27 protein-coding genes are annotated in these 24,941 nt (G+C 44.2%); 8 read left to right on the top strand and 19 right to left on the bottom strand.

What is annotated here, in order from left to right; all coding sequences use genetic code 11:
• Window positions 1-37: 37 nt before the first annotated feature.
• The 8 genes from KXJ80_RS08595 to KXJ80_RS08630 all read right to left on the bottom strand — a co-directional run bounded on the left by KXJ80_RS08595 (window position 38) and on the right by KXJ80_RS08630 (window position 7,413).
• Window positions 38-1,885 (bottom strand): DUF885 domain-containing protein, encoded by a 1,848-nt coding sequence (locus KXJ80_RS08595; protein ID WP_218737167.1) that lies wholly within the window; start codon window positions 1,883-1,885, stop codon window positions 38-40.
• A gap of 418 nt (window positions 1,886-2,303) precedes the next feature.
• Entirely contained in the window at window positions 2,304-3,461 is a 1,158-nt protein-coding gene (gene hemW / locus KXJ80_RS08600) for a radical SAM family heme chaperone HemW (protein ID WP_011625624.1), read from the bottom strand.
• Complete coding sequence (gene rdgB, locus KXJ80_RS08605; protein WP_011625625.1) at window positions 3,461-4,078, bottom strand: RdgB/HAM1 family non-canonical purine NTP pyrophosphatase; 618 nt, start codon at window positions 4,076-4,078, stop codon at window positions 3,461-3,463. Before rdgB ends, hemW begins: the two co-directional genes overlap by 1 nt.
• A 160-nt stretch (window positions 4,079-4,238) precedes the next feature.
• Window positions 4,239-4,673: a DUF4426 domain-containing protein gene (locus KXJ80_RS08610; RefSeq protein ID WP_218737166.1), complete on the bottom strand. Its 435-nt coding sequence runs from the start codon at window positions 4,671-4,673 to the stop codon at window positions 4,239-4,241.
• A 73-nt stretch (window positions 4,674-4,746) separates the two neighbouring features.
• Window positions 4,747-5,037: a DUF167 family protein YggU gene (yggU, locus tag KXJ80_RS08615; RefSeq protein WP_037420787.1), complete on the bottom strand. Its 291-nt coding sequence runs from the start codon at window positions 5,035-5,037 to the stop codon at window positions 4,747-4,749.
• Window positions 5,037-5,585, bottom strand: a complete 549-nt coding sequence (locus tag KXJ80_RS08620) for a YggT family protein (RefSeq protein WP_037420784.1) — start codon at window positions 5,583-5,585, stop codon at window positions 5,037-5,039. The genes yggU and KXJ80_RS08620 overlap by 1 nt, the downstream gene beginning before the upstream one ends.
• Before the next feature lie 74 nt (window positions 5,586-5,659).
• Window positions 5,660-6,478, bottom strand: coding sequence for a pyrroline-5-carboxylate reductase (gene proC / locus KXJ80_RS08625; protein WP_218737165.1), 819 nt, complete (start codon window positions 6,476-6,478; stop codon window positions 5,660-5,662).
• 215 nt (window positions 6,479-6,693) lie between these two features.
• Window positions 6,694-7,413, bottom strand: coding sequence for a YggS family pyridoxal phosphate-dependent enzyme (locus KXJ80_RS08630; protein WP_259474653.1), 720 nt, complete (start codon window positions 7,411-7,413; stop codon window positions 6,694-6,696).
• A 35-nt stretch (window positions 7,414-7,448) separates the two neighbouring features.
• Between KXJ80_RS08630 and KXJ80_RS08635 the strand changes: the two genes are divergently transcribed.
• The 4 genes from KXJ80_RS08635 to hemH all read left to right on the top strand — a co-directional run bounded on the left by KXJ80_RS08635 (window position 7,449) and on the right by hemH (window position 11,365).
• Window positions 7,449-8,486 carry a type IV pilus twitching motility protein PilT gene (locus KXJ80_RS08635; RefSeq protein ID WP_037420775.1) on the top strand — a complete coding sequence of 346 codons (1,038 nt, stop codon included), beginning with the start codon at window positions 7,449-7,451 and terminating at the stop codon, window positions 8,484-8,486.
• Between the two features lie 9 nt (window positions 8,487-8,495).
• Window positions 8,496-9,608 (top strand): PilT/PilU family type 4a pilus ATPase, encoded by a 1,113-nt coding sequence (locus tag KXJ80_RS08640; RefSeq protein WP_188870156.1) that lies wholly within the window; start codon window positions 8,496-8,498, stop codon window positions 9,606-9,608.
• A 171-nt stretch (window positions 9,609-9,779) separates the two neighbouring features.
• Complete coding sequence (locus tag KXJ80_RS08645) at window positions 9,780-10,313, top strand: glutathione peroxidase (RefSeq protein ID WP_037420768.1); 534 nt, start codon at window positions 9,780-9,782, stop codon at window positions 10,311-10,313.
• Between the two features lie 68 nt (window positions 10,314-10,381).
• Window positions 10,382-11,365 carry a ferrochelatase gene (gene hemH / locus KXJ80_RS08650; protein WP_211164613.1) on the top strand — a complete coding sequence of 328 codons (984 nt, stop codon included), beginning with the start codon at window positions 10,382-10,384 and terminating at the stop codon, window positions 11,363-11,365.
• A gap of 63 nt (window positions 11,366-11,428) precedes the next feature.
• Here hemH and ruvX read toward each other — a convergent pair whose 3' ends face one another.
• From ruvX to KXJ80_RS08670, 4 genes are all read right to left on the bottom strand, one after another.
• Entirely contained in the window at window positions 11,429-11,854 is a 426-nt protein-coding gene (gene ruvX, locus KXJ80_RS08655; protein ID WP_037420762.1) for a Holliday junction resolvase RuvX, read from the bottom strand.
• Window positions 11,855-11,883: 29 nt separating this feature from the next.
• Entirely contained in the window at window positions 11,884-12,447 is a 564-nt protein-coding gene (locus KXJ80_RS08660) for a YqgE/AlgH family protein (RefSeq protein WP_069453279.1), read from the bottom strand.
• Window positions 12,448-12,515: 68 nt separating this feature from the next.
• Window positions 12,516-12,845, bottom strand: a complete 330-nt coding sequence (gene yciH / locus KXJ80_RS08665; RefSeq protein WP_037420757.1) for a stress response translation initiation inhibitor YciH — start codon at window positions 12,843-12,845, stop codon at window positions 12,516-12,518.
• A 162-nt stretch (window positions 12,846-13,007) separates the two neighbouring features.
• Window positions 13,008-13,322, bottom strand: coding sequence for a hypothetical protein (locus KXJ80_RS08670; protein WP_037420754.1), 315 nt, complete (start codon window positions 13,320-13,322; stop codon window positions 13,008-13,010).
• 178 nt (window positions 13,323-13,500) lie between these two features.
• On the opposite strand from KXJ80_RS08670, the gene KXJ80_RS08675 reads away from it, so the two are divergent.
• Entirely contained in the window at window positions 13,501-14,061 is a 561-nt protein-coding gene (locus KXJ80_RS08675) for a DUF4136 domain-containing protein (RefSeq protein ID WP_055647824.1), read from the top strand.
• 353 nt (window positions 14,062-14,414) lie between these two features.
• Window positions 14,415-15,056 carry a trimeric intracellular cation channel family protein gene (locus KXJ80_RS08680; protein WP_037420748.1) on the top strand — a complete coding sequence of 214 codons (642 nt, stop codon included), beginning with the start codon at window positions 14,415-14,417 and terminating at the stop codon, window positions 15,054-15,056.
• Window positions 15,057-15,094: 38 nt separating this feature from the next.
• On the opposite strand, the gene tpx is transcribed toward KXJ80_RS08680, so the two are convergent.
• From tpx to KXJ80_RS08695, 3 genes are all read right to left on the bottom strand, one after another.
• Window positions 15,095-15,685: a thiol peroxidase gene (gene tpx / locus KXJ80_RS08685; RefSeq protein ID WP_099456808.1), complete on the bottom strand. Its 591-nt coding sequence runs from the start codon at window positions 15,683-15,685 to the stop codon at window positions 15,095-15,097.
• Between the two features lie 110 nt (window positions 15,686-15,795).
• Window positions 15,796-16,623 (bottom strand): mechanosensitive ion channel family protein, encoded by an 828-nt coding sequence (locus KXJ80_RS08690; protein WP_037420742.1) that lies wholly within the window; start codon window positions 16,621-16,623, stop codon window positions 15,796-15,798.
• A gap of 31 nt (window positions 16,624-16,654) precedes the next feature.
• Entirely contained in the window at window positions 16,655-17,230 is a 576-nt protein-coding gene (locus KXJ80_RS08695) for an OmpA family protein (RefSeq protein WP_069453278.1), read from the bottom strand.
• A gap of 299 nt (window positions 17,231-17,529) precedes the next feature.
• Here KXJ80_RS08695 and ltaE point away from each other — a divergent pair, with 299 nt between their 5' ends.
• Complete coding sequence (gene ltaE, locus KXJ80_RS08700; RefSeq protein WP_218737164.1) at window positions 17,530-18,543, top strand: low-specificity L-threonine aldolase; 1,014 nt, start codon at window positions 17,530-17,532, stop codon at window positions 18,541-18,543.
• 162 nt (window positions 18,544-18,705) lie between these two features.
• The gene (locus KXJ80_RS08705; RefSeq protein WP_218737163.1) at window positions 18,706-20,169 is read left to right on the top strand and encodes an HDOD domain-containing protein; all 1,464 of its coding nucleotides are present in this window, start codon (window positions 18,706-18,708) and stop codon (window positions 20,167-20,169) included.
• Window positions 20,170-20,173: 4 nt separating this feature from the next.
• Here KXJ80_RS08705 and KXJ80_RS08710 read toward each other — a convergent pair whose 3' ends face one another.
• From KXJ80_RS08710 to KXJ80_RS08725, 4 genes are all read right to left on the bottom strand, one after another.
• Window positions 20,174-20,665, bottom strand: a complete 492-nt coding sequence (locus KXJ80_RS08710) for a nuclear transport factor 2 family protein (RefSeq protein ID WP_370687113.1) — start codon at window positions 20,663-20,665, stop codon at window positions 20,174-20,176.
• Between the two features lie 119 nt (window positions 20,666-20,784).
• The gene (locus KXJ80_RS08715; RefSeq protein WP_037420729.1) at window positions 20,785-21,609 is read right to left on the bottom strand and encodes a M90 family metallopeptidase; all 825 of its coding nucleotides are present in this window, start codon (window positions 21,607-21,609) and stop codon (window positions 20,785-20,787) included.
• A gap of 122 nt (window positions 21,610-21,731) precedes the next feature.
• A complete protein-coding gene (locus KXJ80_RS08720; RefSeq protein ID WP_218737161.1) occupies window positions 21,732-23,456 on the bottom strand; it encodes a GGDEF domain-containing protein in 1,725 nt (574 codons plus the stop codon).
• Window positions 23,453-24,898, bottom strand: coding sequence for an ABC transporter substrate-binding protein (locus KXJ80_RS08725; RefSeq protein WP_088586910.1), 1,446 nt, complete (start codon window positions 24,896-24,898; stop codon window positions 23,453-23,455). The genes KXJ80_RS08720 and KXJ80_RS08725 overlap by 4 nt, the downstream gene beginning before the upstream one ends.
• Window positions 24,899-24,941: the final 43 nt, after the last annotated feature.

Consider the following 24,941-nt stretch of genomic DNA (forward strand, 5'->3'; position numbering starts at 1 on the left):
CAAGGGAGGCTAGCGTTAGCCTCCCAAGGTTATATGCTTAGGCTTTATTAACGCTGGCAATCCATTGATCGACTTGCTCTTCTAGCACATCCAAAGGCAGTGCCCCATTAGCCAAGACTAAAGTATGGAAATCCCGGATATCAAACTTATCACCCAGTTGTTTTTCCGCCTTGTGTCTCAGTTCGAGTAACTTAATCATCCCAACTTTATAGGCTGTGGCTTGAGATGGCATAACGATATGACGTTCTACCATTTTCTTCGCATCGGATTTTGCGTTAGGGGTATTATCGACGTAATAAGCTATCCCTTGTTCGCGGGTCCATTTCTTGGCGTGGATCCCAGTATCGACCACTAAACGACAAGCTCGCCATAACTCCATCGCCAGTCGACCAAAATCGGAGTAAGGGTCGGCATATAAGCCCATCTCCTTCGGGAAAGATTCACTGTAGAGTCCCCAACCTTCGATATAGGCAGTATAGCCACCGAATTTACGGAACTTAGGAATATCCTTTAACTCCTGTGAGATAGCGATTTGCATATGATGGCCAGGGATCCCTTCGTGGTAAGCCAGTGCTTCCATCTGGTATTTAGGCATGGCTTTCATATCGTAGAGGTTGGCATAGTAGCTGCCAGGGCGAGAGCCATCGGGCGCCGGTTGTTCATAGAAGGCTTTACCCGCGGATTTTTCCCTAAAGGCTTCAACCTGTTTGACTATCATGGCTGCTTTAGGCTTAACCTTAAAGACTTCATCCAAGCGTGAGCGCATATTATCGATAAGCTTGGTTGCATCGGCTAAATATGCCGCCTTGCCTTCGGCGGTATTTGGATAATAGAACTGCGGATCATCGCGCATAAAGGCGAAGAACTCTTGCAAGGTGCCGTTAAAATTCACCTTTTTCATAATGGCGCGCATTTCATTATGGATGCGTTCCACTTCGGCAAGACCAAGTTGATGGATTTCATCCGCCGTCATGTGGGTAGTGGTCGTACGCGCAAGTGCATTGTTATAAAACGCCTCGCCGTCGGGGAGTTTCCAAACCCCATCGCGGGTATCGGCCTTGGCTTCTAAGGTTTTGATATAGGCGATAAGCGTCTTGTATGCGGGCTCAACTTGCGAGACTAGTGCTTTTTCAGCATCGGCAATCAGTTGGTTTTTTTCTGTTTCAGAGATGCTGAGTGCATTCACTTTTTTGCGAAAATCCGCCAACAACGCACTGTCTTCGCCTTTATCGAAGGGGGCGCCTTTAATGATGTTTTGGCTGTCAGAAATCACGTAACCGAACACAAATTTAGGGGCAATAATGCCTTTATCTGCGCGGATCTCAAGCGCCTGTTGCAGTTGGCTTAAGCGTTTAGGCACGCCATTTAAGCGGCTGATATAGGCCTTAGCATCGCTGACATCGGTGATCTGGTGTTGATTAATCAGGAAGGAGGCTATCATCGAGTGGCCACCATGCATCTGATTCACTGGGTAGTTATGGTAACGCCACTGATAGTCTTTGATATCGTTATTCAGGTTTTGGGTGAGTAACGTCAGGCTTAGGCGAGTTTGTGGATCAAGCTTACTCGCATCCAGTTTATTCACTTCGGCTAGCTGTTTCTTGGTTCGCGCCAACTCACGGGCATCCGCCTCATCGCCAATGTCGTCCCACTTATCATAGTCCTGCTTAATGCCCATATAGGTTTGCGCAATGGGGCTTGCCATAATGTTTTCCATGAAGATGGTTTCAAACAAGGCATTGGCTTTTTCTGACTCGCTTTGGGCGGCAACACTGGTACTGGCCACATGATGTGAGTCACTTAAGGTGGGCACTGCATAGGAGGGCAGTGCAAGCAGGGCGGAGAGAGTAAATGCGACTAAGCTGATGTTCGTTTTTATTGGCATGATCAGGCTTCCTTAACAATGTTCAGGCAATTCTAAAGAAGCAGGGGGAAAATGTATGAATATAAATGTTAGAAAATGTGTTAGCCATAAAAGATGCTTCATCGAGAAACCTAAGCTAACACATTATTTATATGGGGAATTTAATTAGGGCGTGTTGACGTTTCAGGGTTATTTTTGCAGCAGTTGGGCTGGCTTTTATGCAAGGCAAAGTCCGTGCAGTGTAGTTATTCTACATAAACGGACGATAACGCAGCAGAAACGCCAGCCAAACGCTGCCCGAAGGGTTCGTCTAGCAAGCCCTTGCTCTTTGTCACTCGTCATTTGAGTAGAATAACTACACATCATTCCTCGTTTCGCGAGCACGTGCTTGCCAGAACAAACAAAATCTAATCTCGAAACGTCAACACGCCCTAGTGAATCAACAAAATTGCGTCAGTAAATCGTTCACAAACATGTGACCTTTACTGGTTAATTGCCAATGTTCAGCCGATTCGGTCAGTAAACCCCGTTGTTTGGCCTTTTCCATTCCCTCTTTCAACGTATCTCGGTGTAAACCGGTTCTGTCTTCAAACTCTTGCTTAGGAATAGGCGTCATTAAGCGTAGACGATTCATCAAATATTCGAGCGCGCGATCTTCTTCGGCGACCTCAGTCTGCTCGAAGTGATAGTTGTCGGCAGCTAAATAACCCTTAGGGTGTTTGATTTTAACCGTGCGAATAATGCGATTTTCTTCGGGCAAGGTCACTTTGCCATGGGCACCGCAGCCTATGCCTAAATAATCGCCAAACTGCCAATAGTTAAGGTTATGCCTGCATTGATAGCCGGGTTTGGCATAGGCCGAGATTTCATACTGCTCATAACCGAGTGCCGCTAACTTTTGTTGCCCTTGTTCGTAGATCTGCCAGAGATCTTCATCGTCGGGTAGTTGCGGCGGTTTTGAATGGAACAGGGTATTGGGCTCAATCGTCAGTTGATACCAAGACAAATGCGGCGGATTGAGCGCTGCAGCGGTATCTATATCCGCCATGGCCTCAGCAAAACTTTGATTCGGAAGTCCGTGCATCAAATCCAAGTTAAAACTTAAATAACCCGCTTGGCTGGCTTTTTGGGCGGCGGTTTGGGCTTCGTTTTGATCGTGGATCCGCCCCAGCAGATTGAGCTTATCCTTAGAGAAACTCTGTACTCCAATGGATAACCGGGTGACCCCGGCGGCGCGGTAGGCACTAAAGTCATCGTGCTCTAGGGTGCCAGGGTTGGCCTCCATGGTGATTTCAATATCGTCACTAAAGGGAATTAGCGCATTGGCGCCATCTAATATCCGTTTGATTTGATTGGCATCAAACAGAGACGGTGTTCCACCACCAATAAAAATGGTGTGCAGCTTACGGCCTTGGACTAAGTGCAAGTCTTGGCGTAGGTCCGCTAGCAGCGCATCCACATAGGCCTGCTGGGGTAATTCGCCATTTTGCCCATGGGAGTTAAAGTCGCAGTAAGGGCATTTCTGTACACACCAAGGGATATGGATGTACAAGCTCAACGGCGGCAGGGTTAACTGAGGTGACACATTCACTGACATTATTGGGCGTTCCCGTCGGTAAATACGCCTTTTTCTTGCATGGCAGCAATCAGTTGCACTAAAGCTTTACCACGGTGACTCAAGGCATTTTTCTCGTCACTGCTCATTTGGGCGGCGCTGCAATCATGGTGTTCTGGAATAAAAATCGGATCGTAACCATGGCCGTTGTCACCCCGTTGCACGAAATCGATTTGGCCTTCCCAAGAGGCTTGGCAAATGATGGGCGTTGGGTCCTTGGCATGGCGCATATAGACTAGAACGCATTGGAATCTGGCCGTACGCGGCGCAGGATTATCCTTTAATGTGTCTAAGAGTTTTAACACATTGTCTTGATCCTTGGCATTTTCCCCCGCATAGCGCGCAGAGTAGATCCCCGGTGCGCCTTGGAGTAAATCGACTTCTAATCCCGAGTCATCGGCAATGGCGGCAAGTCCAGTAATTTGCGCCGCATGTCTGGCTTTGATAATGGCGTTTTCGACAAAGGTGGTGCCCGTTTCGGCCACTTCGCTAACGTTAAATTGGCTTTGTGGCAGCACTTTTACGCCATAGGCGGCGAGCATTTGATCGAATTCGGCAAGTTTACCTTTATTGCCACTGGCGAGGACGATTTGTTGCATGGAATACCTATTGGATTGGGCGCTCTTGTCTGTGTGTCACTGAGTGTGAACATTGAGCGATGTCATTGGACTGTATGCGGCAATGATACCCAAGCTGAGCGGTAAAGGACAGAAAAAGGCAGGACGATACTTGGTATCGTCCTGCCTTATGAGGTTGAGATTATTCGACGTAGAATTTTTGCTTAAACTGCAGATTGGTGTTGAGTTGATTACCGTGTTTGATGGCGATGTTGAAATTGATTTCTTGATCGTCGCGGTAAGGGACTTCGGCGATGTAATAAATCGCTTTACCTTCACGGATCTCTCTAAATTTCAAATCGATACGTGCATCGAGTAGGTTATTGGCAACACCGGTGATTTCTACGGGAACTGCGGGGGAGCCTGTTTCGCTCGTATCTAATACCGCGATGTTGATAATACCTTTGTAGCTACTACGCTCAATGCCATAGGTTTTAGCAATACTGGGGGTCAGAAAGGTACTTCCTAACGCGATATAATGAATATCAAAATTACCGACGGTTTCTTTTTGCTCGGCATCAGCGACACCACAAAGGCTAGCTGTTAATACGAGCATGATTAGGAGGTTACGTAACATAATGTTGTACCTTAACTTAATATGAGAGATTGCTTGATTATATGTATCGGAACCTAGACTTCCAACGCTGTGTTTATTCGAGCAGTGTCGCGATTTCTGTCGGGACGTTTTTAGGAGCGCTAATCCGTACCTGTTTATGGCGCCCCAATTCGCCCTTAAGGATGTGAACATCGCTTTTAGGGACTTTAAAGGCCTTGGCTAAATACTTGCTTAAATGGGCATTGGCCTTGCCATCAATAGGCGGGGCGGTAATGGCGACTTTTAACTCATCACCATGAAGCCCAACTATCTGATCGCGACTCGCTTTAGGTTGAATATACAAATTAAGCAGCAAGTCGCCTTGCTGCATAATGACTGCGCTCATTAAATCACGGCCCAAAAAGGTACGTATTGCGCCAACAGCATGTTGATAAAGTTCATGCCGATAATCACCAACATCACTGACAAATCTAAACCACCAATGGGCGGAATGATGCGGCGCACTGGGGCCAAAATGGGCTCGGTTAATTGCCCCATAATCATCACGATCGGATTATAGCCTTGATTGAACCAGCTCAAAATCGCGCGGATGATCAACATCCAAAACAGCAAAATGCCTGTCTGTTTGATGACAGTGACAAGCGCAAATACAAAGAACAGCACAATATCAATAGCGCCACCGGCGATAAGGCTCAATAGCAAGACTTTTACGATGACGACCAATAATGCCAACACAAACGAGGCTGTATCAAATCTTCCTATTGATGGGATCACTCGGCGCATTGGGGCGATGAGTGGGTGAGTTGCTTTCACGATAAATTGACTAAAAGGGTTATAAAAATCGGCCCGTGCCAAGGGGAGCCAGAGCCGCAAAATCACTACCATCAAATACAAATCGAAGAGTGTGCTGATCAAGAAGGTTAATGCATTCATCGAGATTTCTGCCTATATGAGTCCAATTAAAAACGCCCGTTATCTGTGTTTGAGCCGTCGGGAAAGTGGTTTAATTAAAATGTCTTTGCCATTTCTTCTGCGCGATTAATGCAGTTTTCCATGGCTTTTTTTACGACGCCACGGAGATCTGCCGCTTCGAATGTGGCGATGGCTTGCGCCGTTGTTCCACCTCTAGAGGTGACATTTTCCCGTAAATTACCCAGCGTGAGCTCAGGATTTTGTTTAGCCATCATAGCAGCACCAAGGGCGGCTTGCTGCACTAAGCTTCTGGCTTTGGCTTCGTCCATGCCCATTTGTTTACCCGCATCAATCATCGATTCCATCAGCAGGAAGAAATATGCTGGTGAGCTACCAGCAAGGGCAATGACTTGATTAATTTCAGATTCTTCATTTACCCACACTATTTCACCGCCGCTGGACATCAATCGTTCAGTAATGGCTTTTTGTGCATCCGATAGGGGTTGCGGTGCGTAGAGTCCCGTCATGCCGACGCCGATTTGCATTGGGGTGTTTGGCATAGTGCGAACCAGCGTGATGGGTTGTGCTAAATACTGGCTGTAGCGTTCAGCTTTAATCCCTGCGGCAATAGTAATGATCAGCTTATTTGACATATCAATGTCTTGCAGTGCTTGGCAGACTTGTTCCATCAACTGCGGCTTAACGGATAATACGATGACATCGGCATCTTGGGCGGCGCTGACATTATCTTGGGATACTCGCACACCAAAGTCGTGAGCGAGGGCATCGAGTTTACCTTGGCTTGGGTTGGTCGCCTGAACCTGTGATGCTGGATAACCGCTACGAATTAAGCCGCTGATAATACTACGGGTCATATTGCCCGCGCCGATAAAGCAGATTTTTTGTTGACTCATGTGTACCCCATAATGTCTGGCCTAGGGCTGAATCCTATGGTTCAGCGATGACAAAATTAGACCGGATAAAAATTTCTATTTAATGTCTCTTTACAGTATTTGGGCTTTAGCCTGTAAAAACAAGACCAAATACCGAGTCAGTCGCTATACCTTAGTTTTCAATCTGTGATAGCGATGGTTGGCAATGACCTCTTTAATGGCAATAGGTTTGATACTTATCGACTCAATTGAGTTTCTTTTGAGGAATAATCCCGCTCTCCAAAGATGGCGCTGCCAATGCGCACCATGGTTGAGCCGCACTCGATAGCGATGTCCAAATCATTACTCATGCCCATTGATAGTGTATCGACATCGGGATAATGCTGTTTCAGTGTCTCGAATAACTGCTTGAGCTCGGTAAGTTCCCGGGTTTGCTGGGTAATGTTATCGGTTGCAGTGGGAATAGCCATTAAGCCTCTGAGCCTTAACTGCGGCAGTTGGCTGATGATATTGGCTAGCGGTAGCATTTGCTCGGCATCGATACCAGATTTTGTGTCTTCATCACTGATGTTGATTTGAATGCACACATTAAGTGGCGCAAGGTGAGTGGGGCGCTGTTCATTGAGCCGCTGGGCAATTTTTTCTCGGCTAAGGGTGTGCATCCAATCGAAGTGCTGGGCAACTAATGTGGTCTTATTGGATTGTAGAGGCCCAATAAAATGCCATTCAATATCGGGATGAGTATCTTTTAGCGCTTCAATTTTTGTCGCACCTTCTTGAACATAGTTCTCACCAAAGCAACGCTGGCCTGCATTATAGGCGGCTATAATATCTGCGATAGGTTTAGTTTTACTGACGGCAAGTAAGCGAATAGTGTGAGGTAAGCGTGCGCATTTTTGCGCCGCTTGCGCAATCCTGCTCTGGGCGTGGGCGAGTCTGTCTGCTATTGTTGTCATGATGTAATTATCTAGTTGCAAGGATATCCCAAACTATGGAAATCACTGAGTTATTAGCTTTTAGTGTAAAACACAAAGCCTCGGATCTACACCTCTCTGCAGGGATATCTCCCATGATCCGTGTCGACGGTGAAGTGAGAAAAATCAATCTGCCCGCGCTCGATCATCAGGGTGTACACAGCCTTGTTTATGACATTATGAATGATAAACAACGCAAGGACTTTGAAGAACATTTAGAAATCGACTTTTCGTTCGAAGTCCCTAATTTAGCGCGTTTCCGTGTGAACGCCTTTAACCAATCTCGCGGCGCTGCGGCGGTATTTCGTACCATTCCCAGCGATATCTTGTCACTTGAGCAGTTAGGTGCGCCTGAAATTTTTAAAAAAATTGCCAGTTTTCCCCGTGGGTTAGTGTTAGTCACTGGGCCTACAGGTTCCGGTAAGAGTACCACACTTGCGGCCATGGTCGATTACATCAATGAAAACCGCCATGATCATATCTTAACCATTGAAGACCCAATCGAATTTGTTCATCCCAACAAGCAATGTTTGATTAACCAACGGGAAGTGCATCGCCATACCCACAGCTTTAACGCGGCACTGCGTAGCGCACTGCGTGAAGACCCTGACGTTATCCTCGTTGGTGAGATGCGTGACCTTGAAACCATTCGTCTGGCGATGACGGCGGCTGAAACGGGTCACTTAGTTTTTGGCACCTTACACACCACGTCGGCGGCTAAGACTATTGACCGTGTGGTTGACGTTTTCCCTGCCGGTGAAAAGGACATGGTTCGTACCATGTTATCTGAATCATTACAGGCGGTTATTTCACAAACCTTGATTAAGAAAATCGGTGGCGGCCGTGTGGCTGCCCACGAAATTATGATGGGTACGCCCGCTATTCGTAACCTTATCCGTGAAGATAAAGTGGCGCAGATGTACTCAGCCATTCAAACGGGGATGGCCCATGGCATGCAAACACTCGAACAGTGTCTGCAAAACTTAGTGAACCGTGGTCTCATCACCCGTGAGGATGCCATGGCGAAGAGCTCAAACAAACAAGCGACGTTTTAAGGATTTATGATGGATGTCCGTCCGTTTTTAAAAGTCATGGTGGAGCGTAAAGCCTCGGACCTGTTTATTACCGCAGGGTTTCCGCCGAGCGCCAAAATCGATGGTGAGTTACGCCCGTTAGCCGAGAGTGCCTTCACGCCCGCGCAGTCTTTGGATTTTGTCGAGTCCGTGATGACGGAGGCGCAAAAGAAGGAGTTTCACACGACTCGTGAGTGTAACTTTGCTTTTGCGGTTAAGGAGTTGGGTCGTTTTCGCGTCAGTGCATTCTGGCAGCGTGAGTCTCCGGGTTGTGTTATGCGCCGGATTGAGACCAAAATCCCTGAAGTGGATGATTTAAAACTGCCACCCATTTTAAAAGATCTGGTGATGAGTAAGCGTGGACTTATCATCATGGTGGGGGGAACAGGGACCGGTAAATCGACTTCCTTAGCTGCATTAGTCGGTTACCGCAATGCCCATGCCCGCGGGCATATCTTGACGATTGAAGACCCTGTGGAATTTGTTCACGATCATCGCAAAAGTATCATTACTCAACGTGAAGTGGGCATAGATACAGAGTCCTTTGATGCGGCGTTGAAAAGCTCGTTGCGTCAGGCGCCTGATGTGATCCTTATCGGTGAAATTCGAACCCAAGAAACCATGGAGTTTGCGCTCTCCTTTGCTGAAACGGGCCATCTGTGTATGGCGACACTGCATGCTAACAATGCTAACCAAGCATTAGACCGGATTATGCACTTAGTGCCAGAGAGTAAACATCAACAGCTATTATTCGATTTGTCACTCAACCTGCGTGGCATTGTGGCGCAGCAGCTGGTGGCTAAAGTTGATGGCACAGGGCGCCGGGCGGCGATTGAAGTCTTGATCAATACGCCACGTGTCGCGAGTTTGATTGCTAAAAACGAGCTGCATTTGCTCAAAGAAACCATGGCCAAATCGAATGAGCAGGGCATGCAGACCTTTGACCAAGCACTGTTACAGCTCTATGTCGATGGGGAGATCAGTTATGCCGACGCGCTTCACCATGCTGACTCACCCAACGACTTGCGGTTAATGATTAAATTGCAAAATAAAGAACCCGCCAGTTCGAGCTTTATGGAAGGCGTGACCTTGGATATGGATTAATCCTATTTTGTCGTGTGTTAAAGCAGCTCGATTGAGCTGCTTTTTTATCAGCTAAAGCAATCGATAACTCCTTGTAGCTTTTATTTTTTTATTCAATATGATCTTTACCGTAGCAAGTGACGTAATAAGAATAAGTTCGCCTATCTTGGATCATTGAATAAGAAGGACATTATGATGAAACTCCCGCTATTTATCTTGACTAGCTTGATGAGCACCAGCGCTTTGGCGGCAACATGCCCAAGCTACCTTGATGTTGAAGTGCGTAAATTGCACTCAGAACAGAGCGTTAACTTATGTGAGCTCACTCAGGGTAAGCCTGTGCTGCTGGTCAATACCGCCAGTAATTGTGGTTATACGCCGCAATTTAAAGCCTTAGAAGCACTCCATCAACAATATAAAGATAAAGGGTTAGTGGTAATTGGTTTCCCTTCGGATGATTTTTTCCAAGAGGAGAATGATGAAAAAGACACAGCTAAGGTGTGCTACATCAACTATGGTGTCACCTTCACCATGCTCGCGACGTCTCCCGTCCGAGGTAGTGATGCTAACAGTGTATTCAAATACTTAGGCGATAAAGCTGGCTCACCCAAGTGGAATTTCTACAAATATGTAGTGAGTGGCGATGGCAATACTGTGCAGCAATTTAATTCTAAGGTTAAACCCGATAGTGCCGAGCTTAAGCAGGCAATAGAATCCGTGCTTTAATGCCCAATTTATTCATTTACAAATTTTAAGAGGCTACTTTGGCTAGGTTTTCACGATTATCAAAAGAGATGGGCCACGCAACGCGTGGCAAAGTGGGTGTGTTGTTACTTAACCTTGGCACGCCAGATGCGCCAACGGCATCGGCCGTAAGGCGTTACCTTGCAGAGTTTTTATCCGACCCTCGGGTGGTAGAAATTCCAAAACTCCTCTGGATGCTGATTTTACATGGCATAGTGCTGCGCGTTCGCCCAGCAAAGTCCGCGGCACTTTATCAAAAGGTGTGGACAGAAGCTGGGTCGCCACTGATGGATATCAGTTTGCGGCAAACGGCTAAATTGTCCGATAAATTAACCGCCGATGGTTATCCTGTGTCGGTTCACTTAGCTATGCGCTATGGAAACCCTTCAGTGGCAAACACATTACAGGATATGCATAAGCAAGGGATTGATAAGATAGTTGTTTTACCCTTATATCCCCAATATGCTGCGCCGACAACGGGTTCCGCTTTTGACGCTATTGCCAAGGAACTTTGTCAATGGCGCTATTTGCCCTCGCTGCATTTTATTAATACTTATCACGATAACCCTGAGTTTATTGCTGCATTAGTCAATTCGATTCGTGCCGATTTTGACAAACATGGCAAGCCACAAAAGTTGGTGCTGTCTTACCATGGTATGCCTGAGCGTAATCTTCATCTGGGTGACCCCTATTATTGTTTTTGCATGAAGACCACTCGTCTTGTGGCTGAGCAATTGGGTTTGGCCAAAGATGAATTTGCAATTACATTCCAGTCACGTTTTGGTAAAGCTAAGTGGTTACAGCCTTATACGGATGCGACGATGGCGGCTCTGCCGAGTCAAGGTGTGCGTGATGTTGCGATTGTGTGTCCAGCATTTAGTGCCGATTGTTTAGAGACGTTAGAAGAGATCGTGGGCGAAAATGGCCATATCTTTACTCATGCTGGGGGGGAGAAGTTCCGTTATATTCCAGCGCTAAATGATAATGATGACCATATCAGCATGATGGCGAGCTTGGTTAAACCCTATCTGTAGACACTAATATCGTAGAAATAAAAAAGGATAGCTCAGGCTATCCTTTTGTTTTGATATCGCTCATTAGTCGCCGAAATGATTTTCAAAATAGCTTTCGACAATCAATACGGCTGACACAGCATCAACTTGACCTTTGGTGAGGGCTTTGAAGCCGCCGAGTTCAAATAGCCTAGCTTTTGCATCTGTGGTGGTGAGTCTTTCATCCTGAGTGACAATTTTGACCCCAAACTTAGCGTTTAGTCGATTGGCAAATTTTCTTGCTCTGTGGGTCATTTCTTGTTCTGTACCATCCATGTTGAGCGGTAAACCCACGACGACTAAATCGGGTTGCCACTCTTGGATGAGTTTGGCTATTTCATCCCAATTTGGAATGCCATCAACGGCCTTAAGAGATAAAAGTGGTGTTGCGCTGGAGGTAATTTGTTGCCCTACGGCAACGCCGATGCTTTTTGTACCAAAATCAAAACCTAACACGGTTTTAGTATTCATCTGATATTAACTCGTTAAATAAAGTGAGATTAGGCGTGGCCTGCCTGTGTTGAAAGTTGCCAAGCCTCAAATCCCAGTGAACGGCTAGCTTGTTGCCATCTATCTTCGTGGTTTACTTCAAAGAGTAAGGTGTGATCAGCGGGGATCGTAAGCCAAGAGTTATCGGCAAGTTCTTGCTCTAACTGATTTTTACTCCAGCCAGCATAACCTAATGCCACGAGAAACTTATCTGGCGAGCGCTTACTGCCTATAGCGGTTAATACGTCTCGAGATGTGGTAAGCATCAGTCCCGAGCCTAATTCCGTACTATTGGCCCAATAGGGTTGGGAAGTATGCAGTACAAAACCTCTATCTTGGGAAACTGGCCCGCCCATTAAGACTTGCGATCCCATTGCAAAATCGGCAGACACTTGCTCTGTTGGGAGATCCATCTGCTCGAGCAAGGAGTTAACTTCAATGCCCAGCGGTTTATTAATCACTAGTCCCATGGCGCCTTTTTCATCGTGCTCACATAAATAGATGACGGTGCGCTCAAAAAAAGTGTCATCGAGTGATGGCATGGCGATTAAAAAATGGTTCTGCAAACTCTCCATTAAATGCTCCGTTCAGCCCATATGCATTGATCGATAGATAAAATCCAGCTACTTGGGATCGTGGCGTATCAACCGCCGGCTAATTTGACTTTATAGTTTTGTTTTTCAAGCAACTGTTTGAGTAGTTCACGGTTATCGGTTTGCACTTCGATCGTGAAATCTTTAACCGTCCCACCACAACCACATTGTTTTTTAAGTGTTTGTGCTAGTGCTTTTAAGCCAGTATCGTCAAGCCCTAGGCCTGAAATGACCGAGACACCTTTCCCTTTGCGGCCTTTGCTGTCTCTGTGGATACGCACAATGCCATCGGATGCGGGGAGTGCTTTTGCTTCTGGTTCGGCAGTAATGCGACCTTTATCAGTGCTGTATACTAAGGAAACGTTGGGATCTACTCTCATAAGTCATCTTTTATCTGAATGTAAACTGCTTAAGTCTATCAAATTCATTATGCTTCGTGGAGGTAAAAAGTAGAGGTAAAAAAAGGCCACAGACAGAGACTGAAAGTGGCCGAAGGTAAATGCTAGCTCTTTGCAGGGAAGTAGCATGTTTTCAAACGGAATTTATAGATGTTGCAAAACCATAGCGATTAATGCCAATGCGGTGAGTAGGGCGCAGGGCATAATAAAACGATGTAATTTGGGAAGTGCAATTAAACAGGCTGTGGCAACAAAACCAAATGCGGCAATTGTGGTGTAGTCTGCACCATTTGATACAGCTTCGAATATCAGCCAACTCATTACAATCAAAGGCAAAAACAATAACATCATCGGGAGATGAGGCGTGAGTTTATTGTTATTGGTGTCGATTGAGGCTTTTTGTGGCGCTAGCCAGAAAATTGCTGATGCAACAATCAATGCGCTAATGAACCAGTACATGTTATTTATCCCTTAATCGCTTTAAGTGATAATCATTATCATTTAAAGCGATTGCTGAAGTCAAGCTGAATAACGCTCTGCTTTTCATTATATTGAGTTGTAGAATCGGCCATTGCTCTGTAAGCTAAATTTATTTATCGGCTCATTTGTGTTCTTTACGAAATCCAAGGAAATCACCATGAAAAATTTTATCGTAGGGTTAGCAGTGCTGGCCTTGAGTGCTTGTAGTTCTCTTAAGTCTGGTTGGGACTATGATCCCAGTGCCAATTTCTCTCAATACAAAACCTATGCTTGGGTAGCACAAAAGACCGATGCTTCAGGTTATCATCTCGATGGTCTGATGGATCAGCGAGTGCGTGATGCAGTTAATGCACAGCTTTCTGCTAAGGGCATGACGTTAGTCGATACAAAAGACGCTGATGTCCTAGTTAACTATCTGACTAAAATCGACAAAAAGATTAATGTCGATACTTTCAATACCAACTTTGGCTATAACCCTTACTATGGTCCTGGTTGGGGATGGGGTGGCAACATGCAAACACAAACCACGGTGAGAGAATACGAAGTTGGTACGTTGATCATTGATTTAGTTGATAATAAAACCGCTAAGTTAATATGGCGTGGTTCGGTGGCTGACACCATTCGTGATAAAAATACTCCTTCTGAAAGAGTCCAGCTCATCAATGATGCCGTTGGAAGTGTCATGGCGAATTATCCTCCGAAACCTGAAAACAAATAATTTACTTTTCGTCTAAAAAAGCGGCCATTAGGCCGCTTTTTTGTGGCCAAAATTTAGGCTTGAATGACATGATGTTGAGTTTTCTACAAAATTTCAAAGTTTAATTGATTATGCTTTATTAAAACTTATCAAAAAATAAGCTTAATTGAATGCGGCTGGCAACTGTCTGTTAGTTAATTTATTGTTATTTAAGGAGTGTAGTGTAGCGTGATATTGAAAGTTAGAAATGACTAATGCATAAATGGTATCAATAGATTAAATATTCTAATGACAAAATTTAAATAATCTCATTATCCAGCCCGTGGATTATCAGGCAAAATCCGTTTTTTATGCATGGGTAATAAGTAGTTTAAATGCAAGAAGCGCAATTTATCGGATTATTATGGCTGATTGGGATTTTGGCTGAGGCCATGACTGGGGCATTAGCCGCTGGCCGTAAGCAGATGGATTTATTCGGCGTAGTCATTATCGGTTGTGCTACCGCTATTGGTGGCGGCACATTACGAGATATGTTACTTGGAAATTACCCTTTGATTTGGGTCGAGAATGTCCACTATCTAATTGCGATTGCATTTGCATCTTTGTTAACCGTCGCGATTGCGCCAGTTATGCGTTATTTGTCTAAGCTGTTTTTGGCCATCGATGCCTTAGGCTTAGCGGTGTTCTCAATTGTTGGCGCGCAAAAGACCCTGATGCTTGGTTTTAGTCCAACTATTGCGGTCGTTATGGGATTGGTTACCGGTGTTTTTGGTGGTGTTATTCGCGATATTCTTTGTAATCAAGTGCCTTTGATTTTTAAGAAAGAGCTCTATGCGGTAATCTCACTCTTTACGGCGGGGTTATATATCACGCTAAACGCCTATCAATTGGCTGAATGGATTAATCTATTAATTTGCTTAAGTTTTGGATTTAGCTGGCGGATGTTAGCATTACGCTATCATTGGTCTATGCCTACCTTCGACTATCAAGCCAACGGCGACCAACATACGCACTAGTAAAAAATAGGGCATTAAATGCCCTATTTTTATGCATATTACTGTGCTTGAATGGTTTTTAGCGCCTCTAGCGCGGCATCATAGTTTGGATGCTGGGCAATGTTGGGTACTAATTCTTGGTACTTGAGTTTACCTTCGGCATCGACGATGAAAATCGCCCGTGCAAGTAAGCCATAATCTTCAATTAACAGACCATACTTCTCGCCAAAATCACGCCAAACAGAATCGGATAACACTTTAATATTTTCGACATTCTCAACTTTACAAAAACGTTTTTGCGCGAAAGGTAAATCCGTGCTGATGGTTAGCATGACGACATCATCAGAAAAGTGGCTGACCTCGCTATTAAAGCGTTTAGTTTGTAACGCACAAACACCCGTATCCAAGCTAGGCACCGCACTAACCAGGATGGTTTTTCCCTTAAAGTCGGTTAAGTTGATTGGATTGAATTTATCATCAACGACTTTAAATCTTGGAGCCATTTGCTCAAGTTGAGGTAATTTTCCTTCTAGGGTGACAGCCTTTTCACCCATCATTACTTGGGTTTTATTGCTGGCAATCGCCATTGGGCTGAGCAGCATTAAACTAAAAACACAGCCAGCGGCCAGAAATGAAACATACTTTGGCATATTCTCTCTCTTACTCAGATATGTGTGCATATTCGGTTAAGGTACGCCAAAATCCGGCTTATCACCATAAAAAAGGCCGGTTTTCACCGGCCTTCTAATATCACTGCTGATTATTTGCTCTCGGGCAGTTGTTTTACATGAATATCCATTTGTGGAAATGGAATTTCAATATTGGCTGCATCAAGCGCATTTTTGATTTGTTCTAAAATCTCGAAACGAGCTGTCCAGTAATCCGCCGTTTTTACCCAAGGACGAACTACAAAGTTAATTGAAGAATTTGCTAGTTCAGACAGACCCACGGTGTAACCCGGTTCTTTCAGCACATATTGGTTGTTATCTAAAATCTCGGTTAAAACTTTTTTAGTCTGGGCAATATCCGCAGAATAAGACACGCCAATGACTAAATCGATACGACGATTTTCTAAGGCTGAGTAGTTGGTGATCGTGCCATTCATGATTGAAGAGTTGGGCGCAACGATAACCTTATTATCTGGCGTGCGTAATTTAGTTGAGAAAATGGTGATTTCATCAACAGTGCCAGCAATACCAGCAGCTTCAATATAGTCACCCACGCGACATGGGCGGAATAACACCATTAACACGCCTGAAGCAAAGTTAGATAATGATCCTTGCAGCGCTAAACCTATCGCTAAACCGGCGGCACCGATAACCGCGACTAAAGATGCGGTTTGCACACCAATTTGGCCTAAGGTGGCGATAATGGTGAAGACAAACACAACAGCCCACGATAAGTTGGCTACAAAAGAGACCACCGTTGGATCAACTTTGCGGCTGTTGAGTAGCTTTCGCACTACCTTTTGCGCAACGCCGGAAAAATATTTACCGACAAAAAAGATAACAAGGGCAAATAAGATCTTCACTCCATAGGTCATGATCAGATCTGGAGCCTGCTTTAATAAGCCTTCAAGGTTTTCCATTAAATTACTCCCTAAAAATACGCTAACAAAACTACTTATTATTGACGAAAAATTGTACTCGTCGATTTAATCTGCGACCTTCGCTGGAACGATTATCTGCTACTGGTTCAGATATACCTTTACCGACAACGGTAAAGCGATTTGGGTTGAATCCATAGTCTTCAACCAAAATTTGTTTCACATTTTGCGCACGTTGAAGTGATAACTGATAATTAAACTCAGGTGTGCCGACAATATCTGTGTGCCCAACCAAGATTAAATGAACATCAGTATTTGACTCTAAAAATGCTTTGACTAAGGCTAATGCTTTCCACTGCGATAAATCTACCTCTGCTATCGCAAACTCAAAATACACAATGGCTGTCTCAATATGATGACAATCAGGAGCTGAATAGGTGCTGGGGTCATTGAGATTACATTGAATATTAGTGGCCGTGGCTTCGACTTCATAAACACAGCCATTTGCCATCACCGTAGTGTTAGCGGTTGTGTTGGGGCAGGCATCTTTAATATCGGGCACGCCATCTTGATCTGTATCCTGCCACGCATAAGCTGGTAGCATTAGGGTTAAACTCAATGCTAAAGAGGCTAGTTTAATCCATTGCATTACGGATATATTCACCACAAATCACCTTATGTTTAATATCTAGCAGTCAAAATCACTAGGAGATTGGCATTGCTTTAGCATGAGCATCCTAGTTTGCTATTGTAGCTTTTAAACGTTCTAACGCCAAGTTTTGCCATTTATTCGATATAAATCAATTATATCAGATTAAATTTTGCATTAGGTTGTATGTTTTATCGGCAGCTATATCAGCAAGCTATACAATTTTTTCCTTTAAGGCTAGAGTCGCTAGGCGTGTTTGATATGCGCATAGGGGATAGGCAGAAGAAGTTGAGGACAAAATGATAGATTTACGCAGTGATACTGTAACCCAGCCTACTGAGGCAATGCGTTTAGCCATGTCGAGGGCTGAAGTGGGTGATGATGTTTATGGTGATGATCCGAGCGTTAACCGTTTACAGGACATGGCCGCCGAGATGTTTGGTTTTGAGGGAGCACTTTTTACGGCATCTGGCACCCAAGCCAATCTACTGGCTTTGATGTCGCATTGTGAGCGCGGGGATGAATATCTATGCGGTCAGCAAGCTCATAACTATAAATTTGAAGGTGGTGGTGCGGCGGTGTTAGGTAGTATTCAACCACAACCGCTAACAAATCAATTAGATGGGACTATTGCTCTTAGCGAAATTGAAGCGGCAATCAAGCCTGATGATATTCATTTTGCCCGAACGCGCTTGCTGAGTTTGGAAAATACTATCGGGGGGAAAGTGTTGCCCCAAACCTATCTTGCCAATGCGCAGGCACTGGCTTTTCAGCGCGGTTTAAAAATTCATTTAGATGGTGCGAGAGTGGCTAATGCCGCAGTGGCACAAGGGATCGCTATTGCTGATATCGCCGTACACTTTGATTCCGTTTCGATCTGTTTATCAAAGGGATTATGCGCGCCAGTCGGATCGTTACTCTTAGGCGATGAACGCCTCATTAAAAAAGCGAAGCGTTGGCGAAAAATGCTTGGTGGAGGTATGCGTCAAGCTGGGATTCTAGCAGCTGCGGGGGAGTTAGCTATAACTGCGCAAGTTGAAAGGTTGGCAGATGATCATCAAAACGCTGCATATCTGGCCCAACAGTTAAGCCTATTAGACGAGTTTGAAATTGACTTGCCATCCGTTCAAACCAATATGGTGTTTGCAACCTTAGCTTCTCATATCGATGAACAGGCCTTAGCGCAACGCTGTCGTAATGAGGGCATTTTGATTAGTCCTGGGCGTACCATACGTTTTGTTACCCATAAAGATGTCTCGCGCCAGGATATTGATAAAGTACTGCGGGTTTTTAAATTACATCTGCAGGCATAATTAATTAAAGTCCAAGTTAAACCTTGGGCTTTTCTTTGTTTTCAGTTCAGCCTATTGCGGATTTAAAAATCAATCGTTGAATTGTGAACCAGATGCAAGGCGAATTTTTTAAGCCTATCTATACTAAAAACAATAACATTAAACCATCAAGGGAAAGCTAGGTTGAAACCTAATAATACTAATAAAGGGGTTGATTATTGGACAAAACGGATAAGTGAGTTGGAAATGCCAGCGCTTTGTTCCACCGTCCAAACGTTAGAAAAGCTTGCCAAGGATGACGTTTCTTCACTTGCCTTATTAGGGCGTAGCGTGATGCATGATAACGCCCTCACATCACGTATTTTACGGGTCGCAAATAGTGCTATTTACCATAAGGGCAGTACGCAAATTTCTACTGTAAGCCGAGCCGCTATTGTGCTTGGTTTTGATGCAGTTCGTAATATTTGTATCACTGCACAATTATTATCTAGCTTGTTAGAAAGTAAAAACCTCTCGCCTTCAGTATATCAAAGATTAATCAAATTAATGGCTAAGGCATTTCAAGCTGCCATGTTAACTCGGATGATGCTGAGTCATTATGATGATGATATTCAAGAGGAGGCCTTTATAGCCTGTTTGCTTTTTCATATTGGTGAGAGTGCGTTTTGGAGTATCGGGGGAGAATTTACCGAAACCCTCGATAGCCAATTAACGAAATGTGAAACTCCAGCAGAAGAGCGAACTCTTATTCGTGAATCATTAGGTACCTCTTTTTCACAACTAACCCAGAGTATTGCTCGCCATTGGGGATTGGGGGAATTATTGATCCAAGCGGTAAATAATCCCGATGACTCTCGTCCTGAAATACGCTGCATATTTTTAGCGGATAAACTTTGCGAAACGCTCTCAGTGGCGATACCAGATCAGATCGATCTTGAGAAATTTATAACTCAAGCGGCCAACTTTACCGGGCTGGATGAGAGTGAATTTACCTTAAGAATGCAGCGTTGTACCAAGGCGACCCATAAATTAGCTGAAGCCTATGGTGCTAAAGTGTTGATTGACTATCTACCTGATCCCAAGAGGCTCGATAAGCTTGAGTCTCGTTTGCCAGAAGTAGAACTACCGATTTTTGCCGCCAATTTAAATATCCAATTAGCTAAACTGCGTGAGCTTACAGCTTTTGCAATCAATAAAGCCGATTTTAATCAAATCATGCAAACCGTACTTGAGGGTATTTTAGAGGGGGTTGGAGTTGATCGTTGTGGTGTGTTGCTGTTGTCTCCTAGCCGTAAACAGCTACAGCCAAGAATTATGCTTGGCAGAGATGCAGAGGAAATGAAGCGATTATTTATTATCGAACTTGGGGATAAGAAGGGGTTATTTCCAATGGCGATGGAGCATAAGGAGTCACTTTGGGTTGATAATCTGAGTGCAAAAAAATGGCAAGAACAATGTCGTGAGTTAAAAGTGCAATTGCCAGAGTCGGGTTTTTTAGTGGCGCCCTTGTTGGTGGATAATAAAGTGATCGGCTTTTATTATGCAGATAGAGGACCATCTGAGAGGTGTTTTACAGAAGTGGATTTTCAAGCTTTTATCCACTTCTCGCAGCTGGCAAATGTGTGTTTTACCGTGTCCTTAAAATAACGATTTACTGTGCTTTTTTAATTTCAGCAGTGATTTTTTTCGCTATACCATTGGGGATGGGAAAACTTAAATGATATTGAGCTATTTTCCATTCTCCATTAGTTTTGATTAATGTTCCTGTACCACGACTCACGCCATAACTCGGACTATTGAGCAGCTCGTCGAACAGAATTACATCACCATGCTGCACTAAATGGCGCGAAGTTAAATCGTAGCGCCAGCCTTTTGTGGGACGGGAATAGTGTTCAAATTCTGCCATTCCCCAACGTTCATTTGCATCCGTTCCGATAAAAATCCCATCCTGACGATACAGTGAAAAATATTTATCCCAATCGGCACTACTGGAATATTGATTCAATTGATCAAGTACTTGAGCTGCGGCTTGTTCATCGGCTGATGGGGCTGATATGCCGCTTGTTGCTGGTGTGATGGCATTATTATCATTAGCATGGTTGTTAGAGCTGAAGAGTAACGCGACCACAACAAGAATGAACATAGTGGTACAGAATCGACTTGAATTTTGCCGAGTGGCATTATGCGAAGTGGCTGAAAGATGTTTGTATTTAGCTATTATTGTCATAGGGTATTCCTTGTGTTTATTACTTTGTAATGACATCAGTGCCAATTGAGCGGATCAACTTGATAGAAATGACTTAATTCTCGGTAAAGTGCTGGATGTTCTTGGTTGAGTTCTGCTGGTTTTTCAAAAAAAACTTCGGTCGCTACGGCAAAAAATTCTGCTGGGTTGGTAGCCCCATAGCCATTAAATAGGGCTGGTTTACCGACGGCAGTATCTTCAACTAGTTCATTAAATGCTTGATTAAATACGCTTGACCAAGACAGATAATCTTGGCCACGAGCTAAAATTGGGGCGCCATTGGCGTGGCCATCCTCTTGATCTAATTGATGGGCAAACTCATGGATGACAACATTGTTGCCATCGTGTGGATTGGCAGCGCCTTCAAGCGTATTTTTCCATGAAAGTATTACTTGTCCCTGCTCCCATGATTCTCCAGCGAGTACGTTACGTTGCTCCCTGATTAAGCCTGATGGATCTTGTCGTTGGCTGTCGACTATAAATGCATCGGGGTAGACCAAAATTTGTCTTAGTTTAGGGTAGAAATCGGTCTTGCGATTAAGTAGCAGTAGGCATGCTTGGGCAGCAATAGTGACTCGAATTTCATCGGTTATGAGTAAACCATCGCAGCCAACAAAATGCTTTTCATCTAAAAATACCTGAATATGACGTTTAAGTTGCAATTGAAGATCTGCAGGTAATGCATGAAAAAATGGAAGTCTTCTTTTTAGTATTGCTCGCCAAGTCTTTGGAAAGGGGCTTGCCATCACTTGTTTACGATGGAGGTTTTTGCGCCAACGACTGGAGGCCAACCAAGCAATCGCACTGAGGCCAAATATTAGAATCGTTAAACTGGCGAGCATAGTCCCTCAGTGTGTTATTGGTGTCAGTTATATTAGCTAATGGGGATTGAGCGTACTGAACTCAATCCTTTGGTTAAAAATAAAACGCTTTCAGTGAGCGGCTTAATGCGGTACGAGTGGTGTTAGTGAGCGCCAATGAAGACTTCTGTGCGATTTCGCCCTGCTAGTTTGGCACGATAGAGCGCCTCATCAACATGGCTTATCAGCTTGTTTGCATCGAGTAATTGCGGAGGTTGCCAGCAGGCAATTCCTAAGCTAATGGTGACAATCCCTATGTTTGATGAGCCTTGATGGGGAATATGCAAGTCTATAATGGTTTCGCGCAGATGTTCGGCAATTTTGTAAGCATCTTCAATATGGCTTGAGGGCAAGAGTAACATAAATTCTTCACCACCATAGCGAGCTAGAATATCTGTGGGACGTTGTAGAATTGCTTTGGTGGCCTCGACGATCTGTTTTAAGCATTGATCACCGACCACATGGCCATATTGATCATTAAATTCCTTAAAGTGATCTAAATCGAACATCACAATACTCAATGGCATATTATGATCGTTGGCGTAACTCAATTCTTTTAGTATTTGGCTATCTAAATAGCGGCGATTATAGCATCCAGTGAGTCCATCGGTTTCTGCCATCGCTTTAACTTGAGCTGCGTAGGTTTTTAGGGTTTCAAGTGAACTCACCATTTGTTGTAGTTCAAGGTTATCGGTAATCGGCATTTGGGTATCGAGTTTTTCATTGGCGATGGCATTCATTGCATCACGAGTCTCAATCACGGGTTTAATAATACCTTTAGCAATAAAGTGCCAACTGGTGAGCCAGATAAAAAAGCAATAAAGAATACCTCCACAAAAGATGAGGATGACAAACGAGGTACTATCACTCTTGAGATCGGTGCCTGCGATCTGAATTTCTTCTTCAACATGGTTGACTAACTCTTGGGTGAAGGTTGCTATTTGCCTCGCTGCACTGGCTTGATAGTCAAAATGAGCATTGGCTATTTGAGTACTTTTTAAGGCATTACGGGATAGCTCAAATAGGTTGTCATTGCCAACCATGTTTTGTTTTATTTGCGATAACCAGTTGAGATAAATTGTATTACTCGAATGCATAGACGCGACGATATTTTCCATTTGAATAAGTCGTCGCATCGCTTCCCGTTGAAGGTGATTTAACGTCGCTATATTTGGGGTATTTTTTACTTCATCTAATAACACAAACAGGTGCTCACCTTGGTGCTGGTACTCCGAAATTGCTTGATGTTCTATCTGATTGTTGGTAATTCCACTGAGATCTTTATGGTTAACTAATAGAGCGAATCGTTCATGGGTCTGATTCAGTTGAGTCTGCATTTCATCAGAAAATGCTGATGACATACCGGCCAAATTTGTTTGAATATTTTGTGCCTGTAACTTTGCCTGTAAAGCACTGTCTGTAAGCGTATTGAGCAATGGGAGTTGTTGCTGATAATAAAGCTGAGTATCAATCGTTGTGTTTAGGGCTTGATACATCTTGGGAGTGGTTTCAAGACTTAGTAATACTTTTGTATCTTTTAACAAATGCTCCCATTGATTAGTTAACTCTGAAAGTAGGGACAGTCGTTGTTGCTCAGTATCATAGTGGTTTAATTCTGTGGTGATAATTTGCAACCTTTCACTGTTTTTCGCTAGTTGCAGCGCAGTGGTGACTTTTACGACATCACTATTTACCAGTTGCTCAATTTCAGTTCTCAATTGTTGTGACAATAGGATAGCGATAATGCCATTGAGTAACGCCATGCCGAGAATAATATAGAAGGCTAGCGTAATTTTCTGTTTAAGACTGGTCAGTCGTTTTGAGTTCATTTGTTTTTCTTGTCGATTGCAGGGACTTCCCCGTAGGTGTTCTGCAAATGTTTAATTTTGGTGCTTAACTCAATAAAAATATCTGTACTATTGGCTTCATGCTGGCTTGCGGCATAACAAGCATGGCTTAATTCTGGATAAATCTGCCCCATTGCTGTAGTGGTAAAGTGTCCTACTTCCAATACTTTAGTCGACCAGAACAAGTTAGCAATATGGCTTGCCTCAAATGCACCAGCAACAGACCTTTTTGAAGCTTGTTTAAATTCGGGAGCCGTAACGACATCCATTCGGCATGGATTTCCGCCGCCAAGTGCATAGGCATATTGGGCTTCAAAAGTGCCCATATATTTGAGTAACCAATAGGCGGCTTGTGGATTTTTACTGTCGTAGCTCACCGCAAAGGCATAGGCACCATTGTAAGGAGTTCCTCCGGGGACTTGAGATACCCCAAGTCGAGCACCAGGTATATTGGCTTCAACTTTAAAAGAGGCTGGCCAAAGGTTGTTATAGGCAAAGGGCCATATGGCTACCTGTCCCGTCGCCATAGCATTCGCGGCTTCATTAAAGGCAAACTTATCATCAGCAGGATAGGCATAGGGCATTAGTTTGCGATAGATTATTCCAGCGGTAATTGCCTGTTGATTGACACTCGGAACTTCAAAGTGAGTCAGTTTTTTTTGTTGATCATAAATAGGCCACATCCAAACGCCGCCTAAACTCCAAATAATGCTGGAAAACTCATCGTTAATATGGGGTTTATTACCCGACATCAACGCTAGGCCATAAAAGTTATGGGTCAATGGTTTGTCTGCAAGGAGTTCACCCGCTTTTCGCGTAAAGAAGACGGCTTGATCTTCTAATTCTTGAAAGTTGGTCGCGGGTTTGAGTGGGTAGCCAAACCGTTGTTGAAAGTGAGACTGTTCGGTTTTATTTTCAAATAAATCGGCGCGGTAATGACTTCCCATTACGTAGTTATTATAGGGAATTGCGTGCAATTCTCCGTGGTAGGATAAAATATTCAGTAATGATGGATAGTAGGGTTCGAGGTAGCTTTCCATCGCTTTTTCACCATCGGGATCATAGAGTTTTGCTAATTCCAACAGGGGGACTGTATAGCCGTTTGCCGCCCATTCTTTTGCCCAGCCAGCCTCCATAGTGAGCAGATCGTATTTTCCTTCCCCCATTAATAATGCGTGGGTCTGAAGTTCGAACATGCTTTCAAGTTCGGTGCTAATCACATTGACTTTAACACCAGTTTTTTCGGTGAATTTGGGTAGCATTTGCTGGGTGAGATAGTCAGTCCAAAAGCCTTTTTCGGCAACTAAAGTGATTGGCGTTTTATTCGGCAAGGGGGGAATTTGATCCAAAGAAAACTCCGCTAAGGCGGGAGGTGCTAGCGTTAATCCCAGTCCGAATAATAGGATTGACAAACGTGTTAACAAGAATAACTCCTTAAATACTCGGGCTATTGATGCTAATCAATAG

The sequence above is a fragment of the Shewanella xiamenensis genome (assembly GCF_024971755.1).
Lineage (GTDB): Bacteria > Pseudomonadota > Gammaproteobacteria > Enterobacterales > Shewanellaceae > Shewanella > Shewanella xiamenensis.